Annotated in this window: 14 protein-coding genes, 1 tRNA gene and 4 pseudogenes; 11 read left to right on the top strand and 8 right to left on the bottom strand. The window is 66.2% G+C overall.

Annotated features, from left to right (window positions below; translation table 11 throughout):
* Nucleotides 1-118: 118 nt before the first annotated feature.
* The 3 genes and pseudogenes from leuC to ASF27_RS11630 all read left to right on the top strand — a co-directional run bounded on the left by leuC (nucleotide 119) and on the right by ASF27_RS11630 (nucleotide 3,394).
* Complete coding sequence (leuC, locus tag ASF27_RS11645) at nucleotides 119-1,531, top strand: 3-isopropylmalate dehydratase large subunit (protein WP_056171123.1); 1,413 nt, start codon at nucleotides 119-121, stop codon at nucleotides 1,529-1,531.
* Nucleotides 1,532-1,682: 151 nt separating this feature from the next.
* Nucleotides 1,683-1,767 (top strand) — tRNA-Leu (locus ASF27_RS11640).
* Between the two features lie 479 nt (nucleotides 1,768-2,246).
* Nucleotides 2,247-3,394 (top strand): annotated as a pseudogene (locus ASF27_RS11630) (IS3 family transposase).
* A gap of 510 nt (nucleotides 3,395-3,904) precedes the next feature.
* On the opposite strand, the pseudogene ASF27_RS22275 reads toward ASF27_RS11630, so the two are convergent.
* Together ASF27_RS22275 and ASF27_RS11625 are read right to left on the bottom strand one after the other, a co-directional pair.
* A pseudogene (locus ASF27_RS22275) lies at nucleotides 3,905-4,552 on the bottom strand (transposase).
* 119 nt (nucleotides 4,553-4,671) lie between these two features.
* A complete protein-coding gene (locus ASF27_RS11625) occupies nucleotides 4,672-5,328 on the bottom strand; it encodes a glutathione S-transferase family protein (RefSeq protein WP_056171114.1) in 657 nt (218 codons plus the stop codon).
* A gap of 550 nt (nucleotides 5,329-5,878) precedes the next feature.
* Between ASF27_RS11625 and phaZ the strand changes: the two genes are divergently transcribed.
* Together phaZ and rpsU are read left to right on the top strand one after the other, a co-directional pair.
* Nucleotides 5,879-7,093 (top strand): polyhydroxyalkanoate depolymerase, encoded by a 1,215-nt coding sequence (gene phaZ, locus ASF27_RS11620; protein ID WP_056360272.1) that lies wholly within the window; start codon nucleotides 5,879-5,881, stop codon nucleotides 7,091-7,093.
* 229 nt (nucleotides 7,094-7,322) lie between these two features.
* Nucleotides 7,323-7,643 carry a 30S ribosomal protein S21 gene (gene rpsU, locus ASF27_RS11615; RefSeq protein ID WP_056171108.1) on the top strand — a complete coding sequence of 107 codons (321 nt, stop codon included), beginning with the start codon at nucleotides 7,323-7,325 and terminating at the stop codon, nucleotides 7,641-7,643.
* 124 nt (nucleotides 7,644-7,767) lie between these two features.
* Here rpsU and ASF27_RS11610 read toward each other — a convergent pair whose 3' ends face one another.
* Complete coding sequence (locus tag ASF27_RS11610; RefSeq protein WP_056171103.1) at nucleotides 7,768-8,160, bottom strand: response regulator; 393 nt, start codon at nucleotides 8,158-8,160, stop codon at nucleotides 7,768-7,770.
* Nucleotides 8,161-8,632: 472 nt separating this feature from the next.
* Between ASF27_RS11610 and ASF27_RS11605 the strand changes: the two genes are divergently transcribed.
* Nucleotides 8,633-9,427: a class II glutamine amidotransferase gene (locus tag ASF27_RS11605; RefSeq protein ID WP_056171100.1), complete on the top strand. Its 795-nt coding sequence runs from the start codon at nucleotides 8,633-8,635 to the stop codon at nucleotides 9,425-9,427.
* 83 nt (nucleotides 9,428-9,510) lie between these two features.
* The gene (locus ASF27_RS11600) at nucleotides 9,511-10,953 is read left to right on the top strand and encodes an NAD-dependent succinate-semialdehyde dehydrogenase (RefSeq protein WP_056360269.1); all 1,443 of its coding nucleotides are present in this window, start codon (nucleotides 9,511-9,513) and stop codon (nucleotides 10,951-10,953) included.
* A 71-nt stretch (nucleotides 10,954-11,024) separates the two neighbouring features.
* Here ASF27_RS11600 and ASF27_RS11595 read toward each other — a convergent pair.
* From ASF27_RS11595 to ASF27_RS11580, 5 genes and pseudogenes are all read right to left on the bottom strand, one after another.
* A pseudogene (locus tag ASF27_RS11595) lies at nucleotides 11,025-11,354 on the bottom strand (transposase); the annotation flags it as partial.
* Between the two features lie 143 nt (nucleotides 11,355-11,497).
* Nucleotides 11,498-11,686 carry a hypothetical protein gene (locus ASF27_RS11590; RefSeq protein ID WP_056267222.1) on the bottom strand — a complete coding sequence of 63 codons (189 nt, stop codon included), beginning with the start codon at nucleotides 11,684-11,686 and terminating at the stop codon, nucleotides 11,498-11,500.
* A gap of 378 nt (nucleotides 11,687-12,064) precedes the next feature.
* A pseudogene (locus tag ASF27_RS21585) lies at nucleotides 12,065-12,867 on the bottom strand (IS5 family transposase); the annotation flags it as partial.
* Between the two features lie 275 nt (nucleotides 12,868-13,142).
* Nucleotides 13,143-13,304, bottom strand: a complete 162-nt coding sequence (locus ASF27_RS22270) for a hypothetical protein (RefSeq protein WP_156369022.1) — start codon at nucleotides 13,302-13,304, stop codon at nucleotides 13,143-13,145.
* Nucleotides 13,305-13,312: 8 nt separating this feature from the next.
* A complete protein-coding gene (locus ASF27_RS11580; protein WP_200918810.1) occupies nucleotides 13,313-14,206 on the bottom strand; it encodes a LysR family transcriptional regulator in 894 nt (297 codons plus the stop codon).
* 116 nt (nucleotides 14,207-14,322) lie between these two features.
* Between ASF27_RS11580 and ASF27_RS11575 the strand changes: the two genes are divergently transcribed.
* The 4 genes from ASF27_RS11575 to ASF27_RS11560 all read left to right on the top strand — a co-directional run bounded on the left by ASF27_RS11575 (nucleotide 14,323) and on the right by ASF27_RS11560 (nucleotide 19,478).
* A complete protein-coding gene (locus ASF27_RS11575; RefSeq protein ID WP_056360261.1) occupies nucleotides 14,323-15,318 on the top strand; it encodes a TIGR03571 family LLM class oxidoreductase in 996 nt (331 codons plus the stop codon).
* 19 nt (nucleotides 15,319-15,337) lie between these two features.
* On the top strand, nucleotides 15,338-16,459 hold the full coding sequence (locus ASF27_RS11570; protein WP_056360260.1) for an alkene reductase: 1,122 nt from the start codon (nucleotides 15,338-15,340) through the stop codon (nucleotides 16,457-16,459).
* Nucleotides 16,450-16,908, top strand: coding sequence for a nuclear transport factor 2 family protein (locus ASF27_RS11565; RefSeq protein ID WP_244480994.1), 459 nt, complete (start codon nucleotides 16,450-16,452; stop codon nucleotides 16,906-16,908). Before ASF27_RS11570 ends, ASF27_RS11565 begins: the two co-directional genes overlap by 10 nt.
* Nucleotides 16,909-17,828: 920 nt before the next feature.
* Nucleotides 17,829-19,478: an ISL3 family transposase gene (locus tag ASF27_RS11560; protein ID WP_056360257.1), complete on the top strand. Its 1,650-nt coding sequence runs from the start codon at nucleotides 17,829-17,831 to the stop codon at nucleotides 19,476-19,478.
* The last annotated feature ends 23 nt before the right edge of the window (nucleotides 19,479-19,501 follow it).

Below are 19,501 nucleotides of genomic sequence, written 5' to 3'. Positions count from 1 at the left end.
GGGCGCCCCACTTTCGCCGGACGGTCTGGAATACTACTAAAGGGAGAACCGGGTGCCCAAGCCCGTCTTCCAAGCCCATCTCCCAAGCCCGTTCAGAAAACGCGAAGACAGCCCGATCATGACCGCGCCGCGCACCCTCTACGACAAGATCTGGGACGACCACGTCGTCGATGTCGAGCCGGATGGCACCAGCCTCCTCTACATCGACCGCCACCTCGTCCACGAGGTGACGAGCCCGCAGGCGTTCGAGGGGCTTCGCGTCGCCGGGCGCCGGGTGCGCCACCCGGAGAAGACCCTGGCGGTGGTGGACCACAACGTCCAGACCTCCGACCGCAGCTTCGGCATCGAGGACCCGGAGAGCCGCATCCAGCTGGAGGCGCTCGCCGAGAACGTGCGCGACTTCGGCATCGAGTTCTACGACGCCCTCGACCGGCGCCAGGGCATCGTCCACGTCATCGGCCCCGAGCAGGGCTTCACCCTGCCGGGCCAGACCATCGTGTGCGGCGACAGCCACACCTCGACGCACGGCGCCTTCGGGGCGCTCGCCCACGGCATCGGTACCTCGGAGGTGGAGCACGTGCTCGCCACCCAGACGCTGCTGCAGAAGAAGGCGAAGAACATGCGCGTCACCGTGGACGGCACCCTGCCGCCCGGCGTGACGGCCAAGGACATCATCCTGGCGATCATCGGCGAGATCGGCACCGCCGGCGGCACCGGCTACGTCATCGAGTATGCGGGCTCGGCCATCCGCGCCCTCTCGATGGAGGGCCGCATGACCATCTGCAACATGTCCATCGAGGGCGGCGCGCGCGCCGGCCTCGTCGCGCCCGACGCCACCACCTTCGCGTATGTCGAGGGGCGTCCGAAGGCCCCGCGGGGCGAGGCGTTCGCGCGTGCGCGCGCCTATTGGGAGACCCTGGTGTCGGACGAAGGCGCGCATTTCGACCGCGAAGTGCGGCTCGACGCGGCGAACCTCCCCCCCATCGTCAGCTGGGGCACGAGCCCGGAGGACGTGGTCTCGATCTCCGGCGCCGTGCCGGACCCGGCGACGATTCTCGACGAGAACAAGCGCCAGTCGAAGGAGAAGGCCCTCGACTACATGGGGCTGGTTCCGGGCACGAAGATCACCGACATCGCCATCGACCGGGTGTTCATCGGCTCCTGCACCAACGGCCGCATCGAGGATCTGCGGGCCGTGGCGAAGGTGGTGGAGGGCCGCCAGGTCCACGCCAGCGTCTCCGCCATGGTGGTGCCGGGGTCCGGCATCGTGAAGGCCCAAGCCGAGGCGGAAGGCCTCGACCGCATCCTCAAGGCGGCGGGGTTCGACTGGCGCGAGCCGGGCTGCTCCATGTGCCTCGGCATGAACGCCGACCGCCTCAGCCCCAACGAGCGTTGCGCCTCGACCTCCAACCGCAACTTCGAGGGCCGTCAGGGCCACCGGGGCCGCACCCACCTCGTCTCCCCCGCCATGGCGGCGGCGGCGGCGGTGGCGGGGCACTTCGTCGATATCCGCGACTGGCCGAGCGCCTGAGGGCAGGCGACACGGCGCGGCGTCCGCAGGGACGCCGCGCCCCGACGCGGACCGGACCGACCGTTTCGTGCGCCACCTCAAAATCACGATTGACGGGTGCCCCCGCGCCGCCTAAACGAACCCACGTCGGCGCCGCACGCGGCCCCGACAGGCCCAGGTGGCGGAATTGGTAGACGCGCTGGTTTCAGGTACCAGTCTTGCAAGAGGTGAAGGTTCGAGTCCTTTCCTGGGCACCAACAGCAGGCTAAGCCGCTGATCCGCAAAAAGCATTTGATCTTGAAGGGTTTTCTCCGCATCTGACTGTTCAACAGATGCGTTCAACATGCCCTTTCGGATGCCGTGCCCCATGAAGCGGCAAGGCAGCACCACCCACCAACTCATCCAGCGCATCTCGGCTGACGTGCTGCCGAAGGTTCGCGGACGGCTTCTCGCTATTCCAATGGGGGATAGCGTGGTCGAGAAGACCATCACGGCCAAGGATGCGGATGTTCGCACCTCCCTGCGGACCCGAGACCCTCAAGAGGCGAAGGCTCGTCAGGCGGTAGCCGTTGCGTACCCGGAGGGTGTTTGGCGTTCCGTGCGCGAGGGACCAAAGCGGCTCACCCACAAGGAGACGGTGGCGCTCGCTGGGGAGGCGTATCGAACCCTCGTAGTGGCCTGCCGCCGGTTCCGTAGACACCCAGTCTGGGTTTCATGATGGAAGCGGAGGTGTGGGATGCAGCCTCGCAAGTTTGGTCGAGAGTTCAAGGTCGAGGCGGTTCGGCTGATCAAGCAGCGGGGCGTTTCGGTCGCGCAAGCTGCCCGTGATCTGGACGTGCACGAGAACGTCCTGCGCAAATGGATCAAGGAGTTCTCGTCCGATCCGGCCGAGGCGTTTCCCGGTCCTGGGCAGATGAAGGCCGAGCAGGTCGAGATCGAGCGCCTGCGTAAAGAGGTCGCCCGTCTGAAGGCGGAGCGCGATAGCCTAAACAAGGCCGCGGCGTACTTCGCGAGTGATGCGATATGAAGTTCGCCTCCGTGGTCAAGCATCGCTCGATCTGGCCGGTTGCGTGGATGTGCAACGCCCTCGACGTCTCCCGGTCCGGCTCCCATGCTTGGCTCACCCGGCGGGCAAGCCGGCGAGTCCAGGACGACGCCGCGATCCTGTCGAAGGTGCGGGCGAGCTTCGCGGCAAGCGACCGCACCTATGGAGCGCGTCGGATCTGGCACGACGTGCTCGCGGACGGCATCAACTGCGGGCTACATCGGATTGAGCGGCTCATGCGAGAGAACGCCTTGCGGGCCCGGCCATGACGGCGCTGCCTGCCCAAGGATGTTGGTGAGCGCTCCGTCGTCTCCCCCAACATCCTGGATCGACAGTTCGAACCGGATCGGCCGAACCAAAAGTGGATCGCCGACTTCACATACATCTGGACGGCGGAAGGTTGGCTTGACGTGGCGGCCGTCATCGACCTGTTCTCACGTCGGGTCGTGGGCTGGTCGATGCAGGCCAGCATGACAGCCCAACTCGTCACCGACGCTCGGCTGATGGCTGTCTGGCGCAGGGGCAAGCCGAATCCCCTGCTGCATCACTCGGATCAGGGCAGCCAGTATACGAGCGAACCGTTCCAGCGCCTCATGGCGGATCACGGCATCACCTGCTCCATGAGCCGATCCGGACACGTCTGGGATAATGCCGCGATGGAGAGCTTCTTCTCGTCGCTGAAAACCGAACGGACGGCTCGAAAGACATACCGCTCGCGGGACCAGGCTCGGGCCGATGTGTTCGACTGCATCGAACGCTTCTGCAATCCGGCCCGCCGGCACTCGACCCTCGGCTACGTCAGCCCGATCGAGTTCGAAAAACAGGCCCAATTAGCTTAGGAGCGCGTCCACGGAACCGGCAGCAGGCCAGTCCTACTCCGGCCGGAGGAACCGGCCACAAGCCTTCCAGCCCTCGCGAGAGGATGACCATCAGGATTCCCCGCCGGAACCTGCCTGTTTCGTCCCGCTCGGCTCCGGCCGGGCGGGGCTTTTTGCGTTTCTGGTCACCCGTGGTGGGAGCGGTCCGGTGTCATGCGCGCCCGTGAACAGAGAGACCTTGAACGGACGCACACAGGGAACGTCGCCCTTGAAAATCAGAGACCTATCAGGGCTTCCCAAGCTGAATATGCGGGTTCGATTCCCGCCGCCCGCTCCAAGCTATCGCGTTGAAGCATCAGCTTTTCTTGCGTGCTGCTTCTGATCGTGAGTTCCCCAGTGACTTGGCCGGTATTTTGGACCGAGCCGACTGAGAGGCTACTGCATCGTGTCGGCAACGGGTAGCCGGAAGGTTAGTAGGGGACTCATTGAGGCCTGTGCGACGAAGTAGGACACGAGCGCAACGGCCGCCAGTTAGTTGCAGGACAAGCGATCATAGCGGGTTGCGACACGCCGCCAACTCTTGAGATGTCCAAACAAGCGCTCGATCCGAGTGCGCTGCAGGCAGGCGATCCGATTGAACTCGAAGGCCATGGTTCGGGTGGCCGTTGCAGGATGGCGGCACTCACCCGGTGGCGCTTCAGCCAATCCCTCGGGCTCCGTGCGTCGTAAGCTTTGTCGGCGATCAGACGTCTGGGTGGGACGACAGCCCGAAGCAGCGGCAGCGTTCCACTGATGTCGGACACGTTGCCGAGCGTCAGGGCGACCGCTCGGCCAAGCATTGGACTTTACTCCTCGAACCGCCGCGCGAGCGGGCGATCGTCTGGCTCCGGTCTTAACCTTTTCGCCGGATGCCGAGCGGTCTGCCTTCGCGTGCACGGCATCGAGCATCCGCTCGTCGGACATGCGGCCTTTGGCACTGTTCTGAGAAACAGGCACTGCCGGACCCTGCGCTGCGAGCCCCCGTTGTAGTGATCGTGGACCGTCGTGTCGTGAGCCGTAAACCGAGGGCGTAACCTGCCGCCGGTACCCATCTTCAGGACGTGCAGGTTACTGACCGATGACTTGTCTTTCATTGACCCGAGTTTTACCCGGTTGACCGTGGGGCAGGTGCGGTTCGATCCACGCCCAAACGTCATCCGAGCGTCGACAGCCCTTGCCCCCCGATTCTCCGGGACCGGAAACTTCGAACCGAAGACAGAGTGCCCGAGCAGCGGCAATCCGTTGTATGAGCTGCCTCCCTAGAACTCCATGTCGAGTTCTTCGATCTCGTCGGGCTCGGCCAGGGCCGAATCCAGCCATTCCTGCATCAGGGGCCAGGCGAGGATGGTGTCGCGGTAGGCCGCGGTCGCGCCAGAGACCGGGACGTCGTAGGTCACGAACCGGGTGCAGACGGGGGCCAGCATCGCGTCGGCCAGGCTCGGCGTCTCCCCGAACAGGTAGGGGCCGGAATAGCGCGACAGGCACTCGTCCACGATGGTGACGATCCGGTCGATGTCGCCGCGCGCGCCGTTGAAGATCTTGAACCCGGTGTGGCGGGCCTTGAGATTCATCGGCAGGGCCGAACGCAGGTTGATGAAGCCGCCATGCATCTCGCCCGCGATGGACCGGCAATGCGCCCGCGCCACGGCGTCCTTCGGCAAGAACCCGGCCTCCGGTCGAATCTCGTTGAGGTATTGGGCGATGGCCAGGGTGTCCCACACGACGATCTCGCCGTGGCACAGGCGCGGCACCAGGAAGGACGGCGAGAGGTGGAGCAGCTCCGCCCGGGTCGAAGCATCGTTGCCCGAGAGCAGTTCCGTCTCGAAGTCGAGGCCGGCCATCCGGCACACCAGCCAGCCGCGCAGGGACCACGACGAATAGTTGCGACTCGAGATGGTGAGTGTCGCCGCTGGCATGGGGGTCCCCCGGTGTTTCTGGTCGACCGCGTGCGGAGCATAGGGGCCGAGGCTGGTGGCGATCCAAGACTCGTGCCGAACCGCGAGAACGGCAAGCCGATCGGGCCACGGAGTGGAGATCGTGCCTCGCCGGCCCCGATCCGGGCAAAAGCGTGAGCGCTTCGGCAGGGTGAGCCGCCGAGATGTCATGCCGGAACCGAGATGTCATGCCGGAACCGAGATGTCATGCCGGAACCGAGATGTCATGCCGGAACCGAGACGTCATGGCGGATCCGCGCTGCGCCGCCGTGCAATGCTCGCACAATCGAACGGGCACTATGGTGCGGGAGTGCACTATTTTTCTGCCCGGGCGTCGAGGGGCGAGATCGGTTCGGACCGGAGGGCGTCGGTGATGCAGGTGTACAACAGCCCCGGGGGATCGCTCGGCAGGCCCGTTGCGTTGATCGCTCGCCTGGCTCAGCCTAGCGCCCCATCGGTGGCGGGCCTTTTGCCTGGTCCGTCCTCTGCGGACGTTCCGCGATCCGGTCGTTCGTGTAGGAGTTCAGGCTTCATGCTTTATCGTGCCTTCGATGCCCAGACGGATCTGGCCGAGCAGACCCGTGCATGGGGTCGACTCGTCCACGACGCGGTCTCGCCCTGGACCGCCGCCGGATACCGCGAGCCGATGAATTGGTGGTCGGCGGGCGCCCGCATGATGATGCGCGCGGGCTTGACCTTCACGCGTCCCGCTTACGGCATCGACACCGTCACGGTGGGCAACCGCGAGGTCGCCGTGACCGAGGAGGCCGTCTTCGCCACGCCGTTCGGCACCCTGTTGCGCTTCCGCAAGGACGTCGACACGCCGCAACCGGCGGTCCTCGTGGTGGCGCCCCTGTCGGGCCACTTCGCCACCCTCCTGCGCGGCACCGTGCGGACGTTGCTCGCCGACCACGACGTCTACATCACCGACTGGCACAACGCCCGAGACGTGCCCCTCGAAGCCGGTGCCTTCGGCTTCGACGACTACGTCGATCACCTCGTGCAGTTCCTCGGCGCCATCGGCGAGGGTGCCCACCTCGTCGCCGTGTGCCAGCCGGCCGTGCAGGCTCTGGCCGCCGCCGCCGTGATGGCCCAGTCGAAGGATGTCGCGCACCCGCGCAGCATGACCCTCATGGCCGGCCCGGTGGATTGCCGCATCAGCCCGACTTCGGTGAACCACCTCGCCACCTCGAAGCCCATCGCGTGGTTCGAGAAGAATCTCATCGCCACCGTGCCCCAGCGCCACAAGGGGGCGGGCCGACGGGTCTATCCCGGCTTCATGCAGGTCTCGGCCTTCGTCTCCATGAACGCCAAGCGCCACATGCAGGGTCACGCCGATCTGTTCTGGCATCTCGCCAACGGCGAGACCGAGAAGGCGCAGCAGATCGAAACGTTCTACGACGAGTATTTCGCGGTCCTCGATTTGGCCGCGGAGTTCTATATCGAGACCGTCCGGACAGTGTTCCAGGATTACACCCTGGCCAAGAACGAGCTCACCTACCGGGGCAACCCCATCGACATGCGGTCGATCCGGCGCACCGCGCTGATGACCGTCGAGGGCGAGCGCGACGACATCTGCGCGGTGGGCCAAACCATGGCGGCTCACGATCTGTGTACGGGTTTGCCGCCGCACATGAAGAGCCATCACCTCCAGGCGGGCGTCGGCCATTACGGCGTGTTCTCGGGCCGGAAGTGGGAGAGCCAGACCTATCCGCTGGTGCGCAACTTCATCCAGTCGCACGCCTGACACATCGGCGTCGGAATCGCGTGCCGGCGGTTGGAAGTGGCGGAGGCTTCGTGTATGAGCCTCACCCAAGTGCAGTTTCTGCGCCGATTCGAGGCCGTCCGACCGACGTCCCGCCCGGAAGAGAATTCCGGGTCCGGGGCATTTGTCGGTTCCATCCTCCTTCCAGGACCGCGATTGGCCCCGGGATCGGCGCTGTTCAACAAACCTATGTCTCAGAGGATCTAGACCGTTGCAGGTACTCGTTCGCGACAACAACGTTGATCAGGCTCTCCGCGTCCTCAAGAAGAAGATGCAGCGCGAGGGCATCTTCCGCGAGATGAAGCAGCGCAAGGCTTACGAGAAGCCCTCCGTGCGCAAGGCTCGCGAGAAGGCAGAGGCCGTCCGCCGCGCCCGCAAGCAGGCGCGCAAGACCGCCATCCGCGAGGGCCTGATCGCCGCTCCGAAGCCGAAGCCCCGTTTCGGTGCCGGTGCGCCGCGTCGCCCGGGCGGTTCGCCGTTCGCCCCGACCGCCCCGACCGTGCTGCCCCCCGTCGGCGGCGCCGCATCCTGAAATCCCGTCGGTCCGATCCCTTCAGGATCGGACCCGGTCACGAAAAAGCCCGGCCGCCTCGCGGTCGGGCTTTTTCGTTGTCGGAACGGTACCGCCGCAGGGATGCGCGGCGGTGCGTGAGAACTCAGGCTGCGCGGACCGCCACGGTGGCGTGCTCGGCCTGGACCAGGACGTCGAGGGCGCGCCAGGGCTTCTGCATGTAGACCGCCCGGCTCGGGATACGCCCGGCACCCTTGGCGTCGCCGCCGGAGGTCAGCACCACCCGCACGTCCGGCCACCGGCGCCCGACGGCCGTGGCGAGGTCGATTCCGTCCATGCCGGCGCCGAGGCGTACATCTGCGAACAGCAGGGCGACGTTGCCGCCGGAGCGTTCGAGCACGGAGATCGCCGCCTCGGCGCTGTCACAGGCGATGACATCGAGGTCGCTCTCTTCGAGCACGGCCGTCGCGAGGTCGCGCACGGCAGCGTCGTCCTCGACCACGAGGGCGATCGGACAATCCGGCAGGGGCTGGGCCATGAAGTCTCCTTCTCTGTTGAAGCGAAGTCGGGCTCTGTTGAAGCGAAGTCGGGGTTGAATCGAAGTCAGGTCGTCGGCGCGACGGCGTGCGTTGGTACCGATCGAGGAGACGATCGGTTCGAGCGCTGATTCTCTGTGAGTGATGCTGCGCTGCCACGTCTTGTTGGACAAGGGTCGCAAGTGCGAATTCGGCTATGCGGTTCCCGCAACCGTCGATCCCGGTCGAGCATCCGTGGTCCTTCGCGCCGCCGTCATCGTCTTCTCGCCACGGTGTGGGTCCATCGCAGGGATGCGGTGCGTCTCTTGCATCGAAGCGGCACAGCCTCGGTCCGGCGGCGGGTTAACGTTCTGTTCACCACGATCGCCCGAGTGTCGGGGCTCCGATGACGAAACGGCAGGTGCGCGAAGCGGGGTCGCTCACCGGCGGATGGGAGGCGCCCCGCCCGAATCCCACAGGAGGTGTCTGCCTGCCATGTGCCGTTTTCTCGCCTATTCCGGTGACCCCGTCTTCCTGACCGACCTCGTCTGCGCGCCGACGCATTCGCTGGTCCACCAGTCGCTGCACGCGACGGAGGCGAAGACCGAGACCAACGGCGACGGTTTTGGCATCGGCTGGTACGGCGAGCGGGCCGAGCCCGGCCTCTACCGCGACGTCTGCCCGGCCTGGTCCGACGAGAACCTCGTCAACCTGTGCCAACAGGTGCGGGCGCGGATGTTCTTCGCCCATGTCCGTGCCTCGACGGGCACGGCGACGACGCGGGCGAACTGCCACCCCTTCGCCCATGGCCGGCACCTGTTCATGCACAACGGGCAGATCGGCGGCTACCACAAGATCAAGCGCCGCCTCGAAGCCCTCATCCCCGACGATCTCTACGACGTCCGGCGCGGCACGACGGATTCGGAAGCGATCTTCCTCCTGGCCCTCGCCAATGGCCTCGCCGAGGACCCCGTCGGTGCGATGGCCCGCACCCTCTCGATCGTGCGCGATCTCATGCAGGCCGCCGAAGCGGCCGAGCCCCTGCGCTTCACCGCCGTGGTCACGGACGGCGAGACCCTCACCGCCTATCGCTGGGCCTGCGACGGACGACCCCCGAGCCTGTATTACCGCCAGACCGAGACCGGCCTCGTGGTGGTCTCCGAGCCCATCGACGGGTGCCGCGAAGGCTGGAACGTGGTGCCGAAGGGCGGCACCCTCCAGGCGACGCGGGGGGGCAGCGTGGTTCTACGCGGACCCGATCAGGCCGTGGCGGAGCGCATGGCGGCCTGACGTCCGGAGCGGCACCGCGCGGGTTGCGGGCGGCGCGCGAAGGGCGGACAACCCGCGCAGATCCAACTGCGTGGGAGCGGACGATGACGTATCCGAACGTGAGCCTTCACATCGCTGGTGCCTGGGCCCAGGGTGCCGGCGGCGAGACCCTGCCGGTCCTCAACCCGGCCACCGGCGAGACGCTCGGCACCTGCGCCATCGCCACCCCGGCCGATCTCGACCGCGCGCTCGCGGCCGCCGCACGCGGCTTTGCAGCTTGGCGTCGGGTCTCGGCGTTCGAGCGCGGCAAGACCATGCGCAGGGCCGCCGATCTCCTGCGTCAGCGCGCCGACGGCATCGCCCGCATCATGACCCTGGAGCAGGGCAAGCCCCTGGCCGAGGCGCGGATGGAAACCCTGGCGGCCGCCGATGTCGTCGACTGGTTCGCGGCGGAGGGGCAGCGCGCCTACGGCCGCATCATCCCGGCCCGCGCCGACGGCGTCGTCCAGATGGTCCTGCGCCAGCCCGTGGGGCCGGTGGCGGCCTTCACCCCCTGGAACTTCCCCATCAATCAGGCCGTCCGCAAGGTCTCGGCCGCCCTCTGCACCGGCTGTCCGGTGATCCTGAAGGGACCGGAAGACACCCCGGCGAGCTGCGCCGAACTCGTGCGCGCCTTCCTCGACGCCGGCGTGCCGGGCGATGTGCTCTCGCTCGTCTACGGCGATCCTGCTGCGATCTCGGGTTATCTCATCCCGCACCCGGTCATCGCAAAGATCTCGTTCACGGGCTCGACCGCGGTCGGCAAGGAACTCGCGGCCCTGGCCGGGCGCCACATGAAGCGGGTGACGATGGAGCTCGGCGGCCATGCCCCGGCCCTCGTCTTCGCCGACGCCGACATCGAGCAGGCGGTGGCCGTCCTCGGCGCCAACAAGTTCCGCAATGCCGGCCAGGTCTGCGTCGCACCGACCCGCTTCCTCGTCCACGATTCGATCTATGAAGTGTTCCGCGATCGCTTCGTCGCCTTCAGCGAGGCACGCAAGGTCGGCGACGGTCTCGATCCCGAGACCACCATGGGGCCGCTGATCCATGCCCGGCGCCTGGAGGCGATGGAATCCCTCTGCGCCGACGCCGTCGCCCGCGGGGCGGACCTGCGGACCGGGGGGCACCGCATCGGCAACCGCGGCAACTTCTTCGCCCCCACGGTACTCTGCGACGTGCCGGTCGAGGCCCGCATCATGAACGAGGAGCCGTTCGGGCCCGTCGCGCTGATCCAGCGGTTTTCCGACGACGAAGCGGCTTACGCCGAGGCCAACCGCCTGCCCTACGGTCTCGCGGCTTATGCCTACACCCGCTCCGGCACACGGGCGACCGAGGTCGCCGCACGGGTTCACAGCGGGATGATCGGCATCAACCACCACGGTCTGGCCCTGCCCGAGACGCCGTTCGGTGGCGTCGGCGATTCGGGCTACGGCAGCGAAGGCGGCTCGGAGGCCATCGAGGCCTACCTCACCACGAAGTTCGTGAGCCAGGCGAGCGTAGGGGGCTGAGGGCGGGACTTCGGAGCTGCGCGTCCCTCCGCTGGGTCGGTCGGATGATACGTGATACCAACTCCCATTGATCAGCACGCATGTGCCCATTGGCGCAATCCGATGGAGGTGATGCGCCAGGGCTGGGCGATAAGCCTGTTCCAGGCGTCGCAACAGTGGTCGAGGATGTCGGCATAGGATCGGAAGAAGCGATTGCCGACCCAGTTGTCCCGCATGAACTGCCAGAGGTTTTCGACGGGGTTGAGTTCGGGTGAGCGCGCCAGCAGGGGCAGTAGGATGATCTTGTCGGGGACGGGCAGCGTCCTGGTGGTGTGCCAGCCGGCCTGATCGAGCAGGAGCACGGCGTGGGCACCCGGAGCGACGGTCGCAGCGATCTCTTCGAGGTGATGGGCCACGGAATCATGGCCCAGATAGCGACGCTACCCCGCGTGAGTCTCGCTCAACGAGGCTTGGTATAACGTGTCGCGCGCGGTGGCACGACGATGCTGAAATCACCCCACGACCGCTCGCTCGGTATCAGTGGGGTTTCTATTGTTCGCCTCGGCTAATGGTGGGCGGCGCACACTCGATACTGGCGCTGTGTAGCCGGAATGATGCGATCCGTGTCGGCGCTCGAGACGAACGGCTTCGGGTCTCCGTTGCTCTCGGCGATGAATCGCTCGCTGCCTGCCGCGACTGCGACCATGGCCTGCCAGATCGACACCACGAACTCGAACCAGAGGGCGCACGCCATGACCGCGGTCGCAGCGCGGATGTGGGAACGTTCGGAACGTCCCATTGATGCCGAGGCCGAGCAGGCGCGTGCAGGAGATGGCTGCATGATCGCGCCCCACGTTTCCTCGGGCAGATGCGCCGCTATCACTGTCCAGGCGGCGGATAGAGGAAACGACGCGGGGGGCTGACCAGGATCTACCCAATTTAGAGCAGCAAGGCGGCCGCGAACCACTCGGTGCTCCGCGTCCTGAAGTAGTCGGTGATCCCGGCGGTGATGCGTTGGACCCTGGTGAGCATGTCACGGCGCCTTATAGCCCGTGCCCATCGCGCGAAGGCAGGGTCGAGCAGTGACAAGGCGTGCATCATGGCGGTCTCCGCCGACGGGCAGGTGGTTGGGGCATCCCCGTCTGGTCTGATTGAGGGTGATGATGCAGGCGGCGAGGGTTGTGAAGGCTTGGTAGATGTCGGCGCGGCGCTCGTAGGGGACGGGCAGGCGTCGGAAACGGTTGAACCAGGCGTGGGTACGCTCGACGACCCAGCGGTGAAGGCAGAGCTTCTCGCTACTCTCGATCCCGCGTCGGGCGATGCGCGGCACGATCCCACGGGCGCGGCACTCCTGGCGACGGGCACGGGCGTCGTAGGCCGTGTCGGCATGAAGCTTGTGGGGACGGCGGCGTTGGCGACCGCGCCGGCCGCTGCGCACAGGCGGGATCGCATCCAGGGTCGGGGCCATCATCACGCTGTCGTGGCGGTTGGCTCCCGTGAAGGTCAGGCCGAAGGGTGTGCCGCGGGCATCGACGACGCGGTGGCGCTTGGTGCCCGGCTTACCGCGATCCGTCGGGTTCGGGCCAGTCGCAGGCCCCCATTTTTCGCCGGGACAGACGCGCTGTCCAGGCTGGCCCGGCTCCAGTCGAGCTGATCGGCTTCGTGAAGTCGCCCCAGCAGCACCCCATGCAGGCGGACCCAGACGCCCGCCGCCGGCCAATCCCGCAGGCGACGCCAGCACGTCATCCCCGAGCCACAGCCCATCTCGGCCGGCAGCATCTCCCGGGGCAATCCCGAGCGCAGCACGAACAGGATGCCGGTCAGGGCCGCACGGTTCTCGATGGAGCGTCGCCCGCCCTTCGGACGCGGCCGGGGAGGTGGACGTAGTGGGGCGATCTCATGCCAGAGATCGTCCGGAAGAAGAGAGCGGGCCATGCAACACCAACGCACGACCGCCCTCACGGCACCGTTCTGTTGGGCGCTCTAAGTGCCTTGCAGCGACCCAATGGTCAGTGGCCAAGCGCGCCATATCACTATCTGATCACGCCATTCGATCGGGCGACCGCTTCCCAAAGGTCGGGCATCCATCTGCCGGACATTTCCGATTGTCGATCGATTCCGAAAACGCGTCCCTCGTCTTTATCGGGGTTCCTTTCCGGGAAAGCGTGGCCAGCACGCCACATTGTGACGTGACCCGAAGCGCCGGGGTCTTACGCCGTCTGAAAACAGCCTGCCCGGATCGCGAAGGCAGGCGTGGGATAATCCGGTGTTCGAAGACGATCACCTGCGATGGCATCGTGCTGGCCGATCAACCAAGCCATCGCTGCATGCCGGATCAGGTCGGACGGATTGCCGTCGATATCGAGCGGCATGGTGGCCGTCAGGCGTAAAAGGGAGAGGGCCGCATCTGAGCATGCTGTCGAAGCATCGCCACGATCACCCGGATGGCGGGGCGCACGTAGCGGGACCGGGGCCAGACAGCATGGATCGGCATTTCCGCACCGGCGTGATCGTCCAGCACCGTGCGGACCCCACCGCTCGCGAGGTGTTCGGCCAACAGCCAGGTGGGGAGCTGGCACAGGCCACCGCCGGCGAGCGTCGCTGCCACCATCGCCTCGCCGTCGCTCAGTTCGTGACGCGCGCGCACCGGGACGGATGTGATGGTCCCATCCGCCTGCCGCAGCAACCAAGCGGGGTGCCCGTCCCGCCGCCAGCCGGTAATGCAGTCCCGCGAGGCGAGGTCGGCCGGCATCGATGGCGTACCATGTCCGGCGAGGTAGGAGGGTGACGCACAGATCACAAGCCGCTGGCGACCGAGCGGGACGGCGACCAGATCGGCGTCGTCCGCCAGCCGTCCGATCCGCACCGCCAGATCGACACCTTCTTCGACGATGACGGCGGTCCGCTCGCTGAAATTGATCGACAGGTCGAGGCCCGGATGCCGCAGCACCAGTTCCTGCAGGATCGGCAGCACATGGCGTCGCCCGAACGCACCGGGCAGGTCCAGCCTGACGCGGCCGACCGGCTCGCTGCGCCCGGTCATCAGCCGCTGTTCGACATCGTCGAGTTCCTCCAGAGCGCGGACGCAGCTTTCGTAATAGACCTCGCCCTCATTGGTCAGCGTGATCCGCCGAGTCGTGCGGTGGAACAATTTGGTGCCGAGGCGGGCCTCCAGCCGCGACACGCTCTTGCCAACCGCCGACCCGGTCAGCCCCAGCGTGGCAGCGGCGGCGGTGAAACTGCCGGCCTGCGCCACCCGCACGAACTCGATCACTCCAGCGAGGTCCTGCACGTCCATTGTGGAATGCTAGGACGGAGTGATCGTCATACGCAACACATTATCGTCCGTGCGCGAGGCTCTAGATAGAGGCGGGACGAAGGAGTTATCCGATGCCTGCCGCTTCCCTATCCCGTCACCCAGGCCACCACAGCCTGTTCGCGCCCAAGGCGCTGACGCTCGGCCTCATCATGCCGCTGGAAACCTACCCCGATGCGCCCGCACCGACGATGCGCGGCCATATCGCTGCGGCGATCGCGGCCGATGCGGCGGGCCTCGGCGCGCTGTGGATGCGCGACGTGCCGTTCTACGATCCCGGCTATGGCGATGCGGGTCAGGTGTTCGAGCCGCTGACCTATCTCGCCGCGATCGCATCGGTCACGACGTCGATCGCGTTGGGAACGGCCGGCATCGTCCTGCCGCTGCGCGAGCCCAAGCTGCTCGCCAAGCAGGTGGCGACCGTCGATCGGCTGTCGGCAGGTCGCATGATGTTGGGCCTGTCGTCGGGCGATCGTCCGTCCGAATATCCGCTGTTCGGCATCGATTTCGCCACGCGCGGCGAACGGTTCCGCGACGCGTTCGACGTTTATCGGACGGTGATCGGGACCGACTATCCGCACTTTGCCTCGCCGCGCTTCGGACGCGGCGACGGCCAGCTCGATCTAGTGCCCAAGCCGGCATTCGGACCCATCCCGACGATCGCCATCGGCCGCGGCCAGCAGTCGCTGGAGTGGGTGGCGGCGAACATGCAGGGCTTCATCGCGCCGTCGCCGTCGATCGACCGCCTCACGGACTTCGCGGACGACTGGCGCGGTCTGGTCGAACGCGAGGCGGGCGACGGCGTCTTCAAGCCGATCGGCATCGCCGGCTACCTCGACCTCGTCGCCGACCGCGACCAGCCGATGCAGCAGATCCGCGCCGGCTTCCGTACAGGCAGCAAGGCGCTGGCGGAGTTTCTGGGACAGGCGCGCGATGCCGGCATCAACCATGCCGCGCTCAATCCCAAGATCAGCCGTCGCCCGCATGCCGCGCTGATGGACGATCTGGTGCGCGACGTACTGCCGCATTTCCCGAGCCTTCGCCCGCCCGCGCACGCGCTGGCGGCCTGAACCAATCAAGGGCCATCCGATGACCATGTTGTTTGAACCCTATGATCTGGGCGACCGGCGACTTGCCAACCGCGTCGTCATGGCGCCGATGACCCGCGCCCGCGCCCCCGATGAGATCCCGGACGCGCAGACGGCGCTTTACTATCGGCAACGCGCCGGGGCCGGCCTGATCGTCACCGAAGGGCTGCCGGTGTCGGAGGAGGCACGCGGCTATCTCTACGCGCCGGGCCTCTTCAACGACGCGCAAAAGGCCGGATGGGCCCATGTCACCGATGCGGTGCACGCCGAGGGCGGGCGCATCTTCGCACAGCTATGGCACGTCGGTCGCGTCTCGCATGTTTCGCTGCAACCGGGTGGCGCCGCGCCGGTCGGCCCGACCGGACAGGCGGCGGTTGGCGTCACCGCCTTCACGATCGGCGAGGACGGGAAGCCCGGCCCGGTGCCGGTCAGCACGCCACGGGCGCTGTCGACCGACGACGTGGCGCGGGTCACGGCGGATTTCGCGCGTGCCGCCCGCCGTGCGATCGATGCCGGCTTCGACGGCGTCGAGCTTCACGGGGCCAACGGCTATCTGTTCGAGCAATTCATCAACGGAGCGCTGAACGACCGTGACGACCGCTATGGCGGGTCGGTTGAGAACCGGCTGCGCTTCCTAATGGAAACGATCGACGCGGTGGCGGCGGAGATCGGGATGGAACGGGTCGGCGTCCGCATCTCGCCGTTCGGCCGGCTCTACGACATGCGGCCCTTTGCCGATGAAGCGGAGACATGGGTGCAAGCGGCGGCAGCCTTCCAGTCGCGGCGGCTCGCCTACGTCCATCTGAGCGATCAGTTGACGATCGGTGCCGAGAAGATGCCGGAGACGTTCTCCGCCGACTTCTGCCGCACCTATCGCGGTACGCTGATCGCGGCGGGCGGTTTCGATCGACACTCCGGCGAAGCGGCGTTGCAGGCCGGCAAGCTCGACCTGATCGCGGTCGGTCGCGGCTTCATCGCCAACCCCGATCTCGTCGAACGCTGGCGAGGAGGCCACCCGATGGCAGAGGCCGATCGCACCACGTTCTACGGCACGTCGGGTGCGCGGGGCTATACCGATTATCCGGCCTGGTCCCCAGCCATGGAGGCGGCGGCATGGGCATGATCGATCCCCGCATCGCCGCGCTGCTGGAGGTGGAGGAGATCCGCCAGCTTCGACTGCGCTATTCCGCCAGTCTCGACAGCGGCGACATCGACGGTCTCGATCAGGTGTTCGCCCCCGATGCCACGGTGACGGTCACGGTCGGCACGATGACGGGGCTGCCCGCGATCAAGGCGGGGCTGGCCGATGCCTTTCGCCAGTTCGACCGTGACGGGCGGGGCCGCTACCCCTTCATGCACGCGATCACCAATCATCAGGTCACGCTGACCGGACCCGACACGGCGGAGGGACGCTGCTATCTGATCGATTTCGAAACCGCGTCGAAGCCGGATCCGAATCCGCTGCTGCTGCTCGGCCTCTATGCCGACCATTACGCCCGGATCGACGGTGCGTGGCGGATCATCGGGACGGCGCTGGAGGTCGTCTGGCCGGCAGCGGAGGGCACACGCTGACCGGATTATCAGCATGGATGCCGGCCAACCGACGTCTTGCACCATACATCTAAAACGATGATCCCGTATCGATGACCGCCAACGAAAGGCGGCTACTATTTCTTGAAACTCGATCGTTCTCGGGAAATACGGCGACGCAAGGGACCGTAGCCATCGCGACCTGCCTCCTGGAAAGCCGCCCTTTCGGAGTCCACCCGACCCGGCCATTTAGAAATGGCCTAGCTCTGGAAGTCGCACCGTGCGGTATTAGAAGGCTATAGCGTAGATATAGTGCTCATCATCGTCGGGCGCGGCCTGCCAATATTCTAGCTGGAAAACAACTCAGGGCATCTGTTTCCAGATTCCCTGAGTTGTTTCATATCTGATTAACTATCAGATTAGCATGTGAGTGGTTGAGGTGTAGCCATTGATGACGGTTCAACGATGACGCTTGTTGCCAGTCTCTGCCTCTCCATAACAGAGTCGATGAATTTTTTAATGGGAGGATTGGGCGCGCTGGGATTATCGACGGCGAAAATCTGACTTATCGCCGTTGCCAACTCGACGGCATCCGCTGAGTCGATTTCGGTGATCCGCCGGTTGATAGGATCGCCTTTGCCGTACTTGAAGACAATGCTGTCCCCGCAGCGGGACACATGGATTTTCTTGCTGTGCTGGCCTTCCCCCTGAAAAGTGGCTCTTCGCCAAGTTTGGTGGATTGGGTTGGTGGGGGGGGGATGCCGGAAGGTAGCTGCTGGCTGAACCGGGCGGGGATTCTCAGATCAGGGCATGACCCTTCTCTGTCACATCCCCGGTTGTCGTCTTCTNTGGCCTTCCCCCTGAAAACTGGCTCTTCGCCAAGTTTGGTGGATTGGGTTGGTGGGGGGGGATGCCGGAAGGTAGCTGCTGGCTGAACCGGGCGGGGATTCTCAGATCAGGGCATGACCCTTCTCTGTCACATCCCCGGTTGTCGTCTTCTCCACGTCACGCATGAGGAGAGCACTGCCCTTCGCATTTCCGCTCAAGCGAAGTGCGATCATGCCCGTTGCCCACGCTGTCGTACGGTCAGCCGGTCGGTGCATAGTCGCTATCACCGGCGTCCCGCCGACCTGCCGACGAGCGGTCAGGAGGTGCGTCTGACCCTGACGATCCGACGTTTTTACTGCCACGACCCTGCTTGCGCACGCCGAACCTTTGCCGAGCGTCTGCCGGGCCTCCTCGACCGCTACGCTCAGAGAACCTGCCGGCTGGCCGATGCCCAGGTTCGGACCGCGCTGGCGCTCGGTGCCACACCCGCCGCCCGGCTGCTGCCGCACCTGGCGATGCCCACCAGTGCCACGACGCTGCTGCGGGGTATCCGCAAATGTCCGCTGCCGACCGGACCCAAACCGATCATCGTCGGTGTCGACGACTGGGCTCTGCGTAAGGGCCGAACCTATGGCACCATCCTCGTCGACCTCGAACGCCGCCGTCCTATCGATCTGCTGCCGGATCGTTCGGCCTCGACGCTGGCGGCCCGGCTCCGGCGCGACCCACAGATCCAGGTCGTGGCACGGGACCGCTCGACCGAATATGCGCGTGGGACCGCCATGGGTGCGCCCGATGCCGTTCAGGTCGCGGATCGGTGGCATCTCCTGCTCAATACCCGACAGATGGTCGAGCGCTGGCTCGCCCGCGTCCATCCGCGTCTGAAGCTGTTGCCGGCCGTGCCCCCGGCATCGCCATCGATTCGGCGCGTCACGCCCTACCCGCGCGCACCGTCCGAGATGCTCGCGCGGGCCGCGGCGCGCGGTCGATGGGAAGCGGCCTATGACGACGTGCGTCGCCGCCATGCGGAAGGACACTCGCTTCGGCGCATCAATCGCGAGACGGGCTTGGCCCGCGCCACGGTGCGCAAGTACGCCTTCGCCGCGAGCTTTCCCCGGAACGGCATGCGCGAGCCGAAGCCGAGCATGCTCGATCCTTATCTCGGGCATCTGCATGGCCGCCTCGATGAGGGCTGCGAGAACGCTGCGCAGCTTTGGCGCGAACTTCAGGGTATCGGCTTTGCCGGCACCTCGAAGCAGGTGCATCGCTGGTTGTCCGAGCGGCGCGCAGGCCCGGCTGGAACGACTATCCGGTCGTCGCCAGCACCGACCGACACCCGTGTTGTGACCTCCACCGCATCACCCCTGGCCTCATCCAAGCAGCTGTCCTGGTATCTCCTGCGGGAGCCCGAAGACCTCGGCCCTGAGGCGGCCGCGGTCGTCTCGCGCGTCCTGCAGGATACCGAGGCGGCCAAGGTGGTCGATCTCGGCCGCCGGTTCTGCCGAATCGTCCGGAGCCGCTGTGGCCGGCAGCCGTCAGGAAAATCAGATGTCACGGCGTTCGATCAATGGCTGGGCGAAGCGCAAACCTGCGGTGTCCGGATCGTCGAAAGCTTCGCTGCTAGCCTCGGTCAGGATAGAGATGCTGTTCGGTCCGCGCTGACACTGCCTTGGAGCAGTGGACAAGCCGAAGGCCAGATCACGCGTCTCAAGCTCTTGAAGCGCGCCATGTACGGTCGCGCCAATCTCGACCTCTTACGACGACGGTTCCTCCTCGCAGCCTGATCCACTAAACTTGGCGAAGAGCC

The organism is Methylobacterium sp. Leaf102 (assembly GCF_001422425.1).
GTDB lineage: Bacteria > Pseudomonadota > Alphaproteobacteria > Rhizobiales > Beijerinckiaceae > Methylobacterium.
This window is presented reverse-complemented; position numbering and strand designations above follow the sequence as displayed.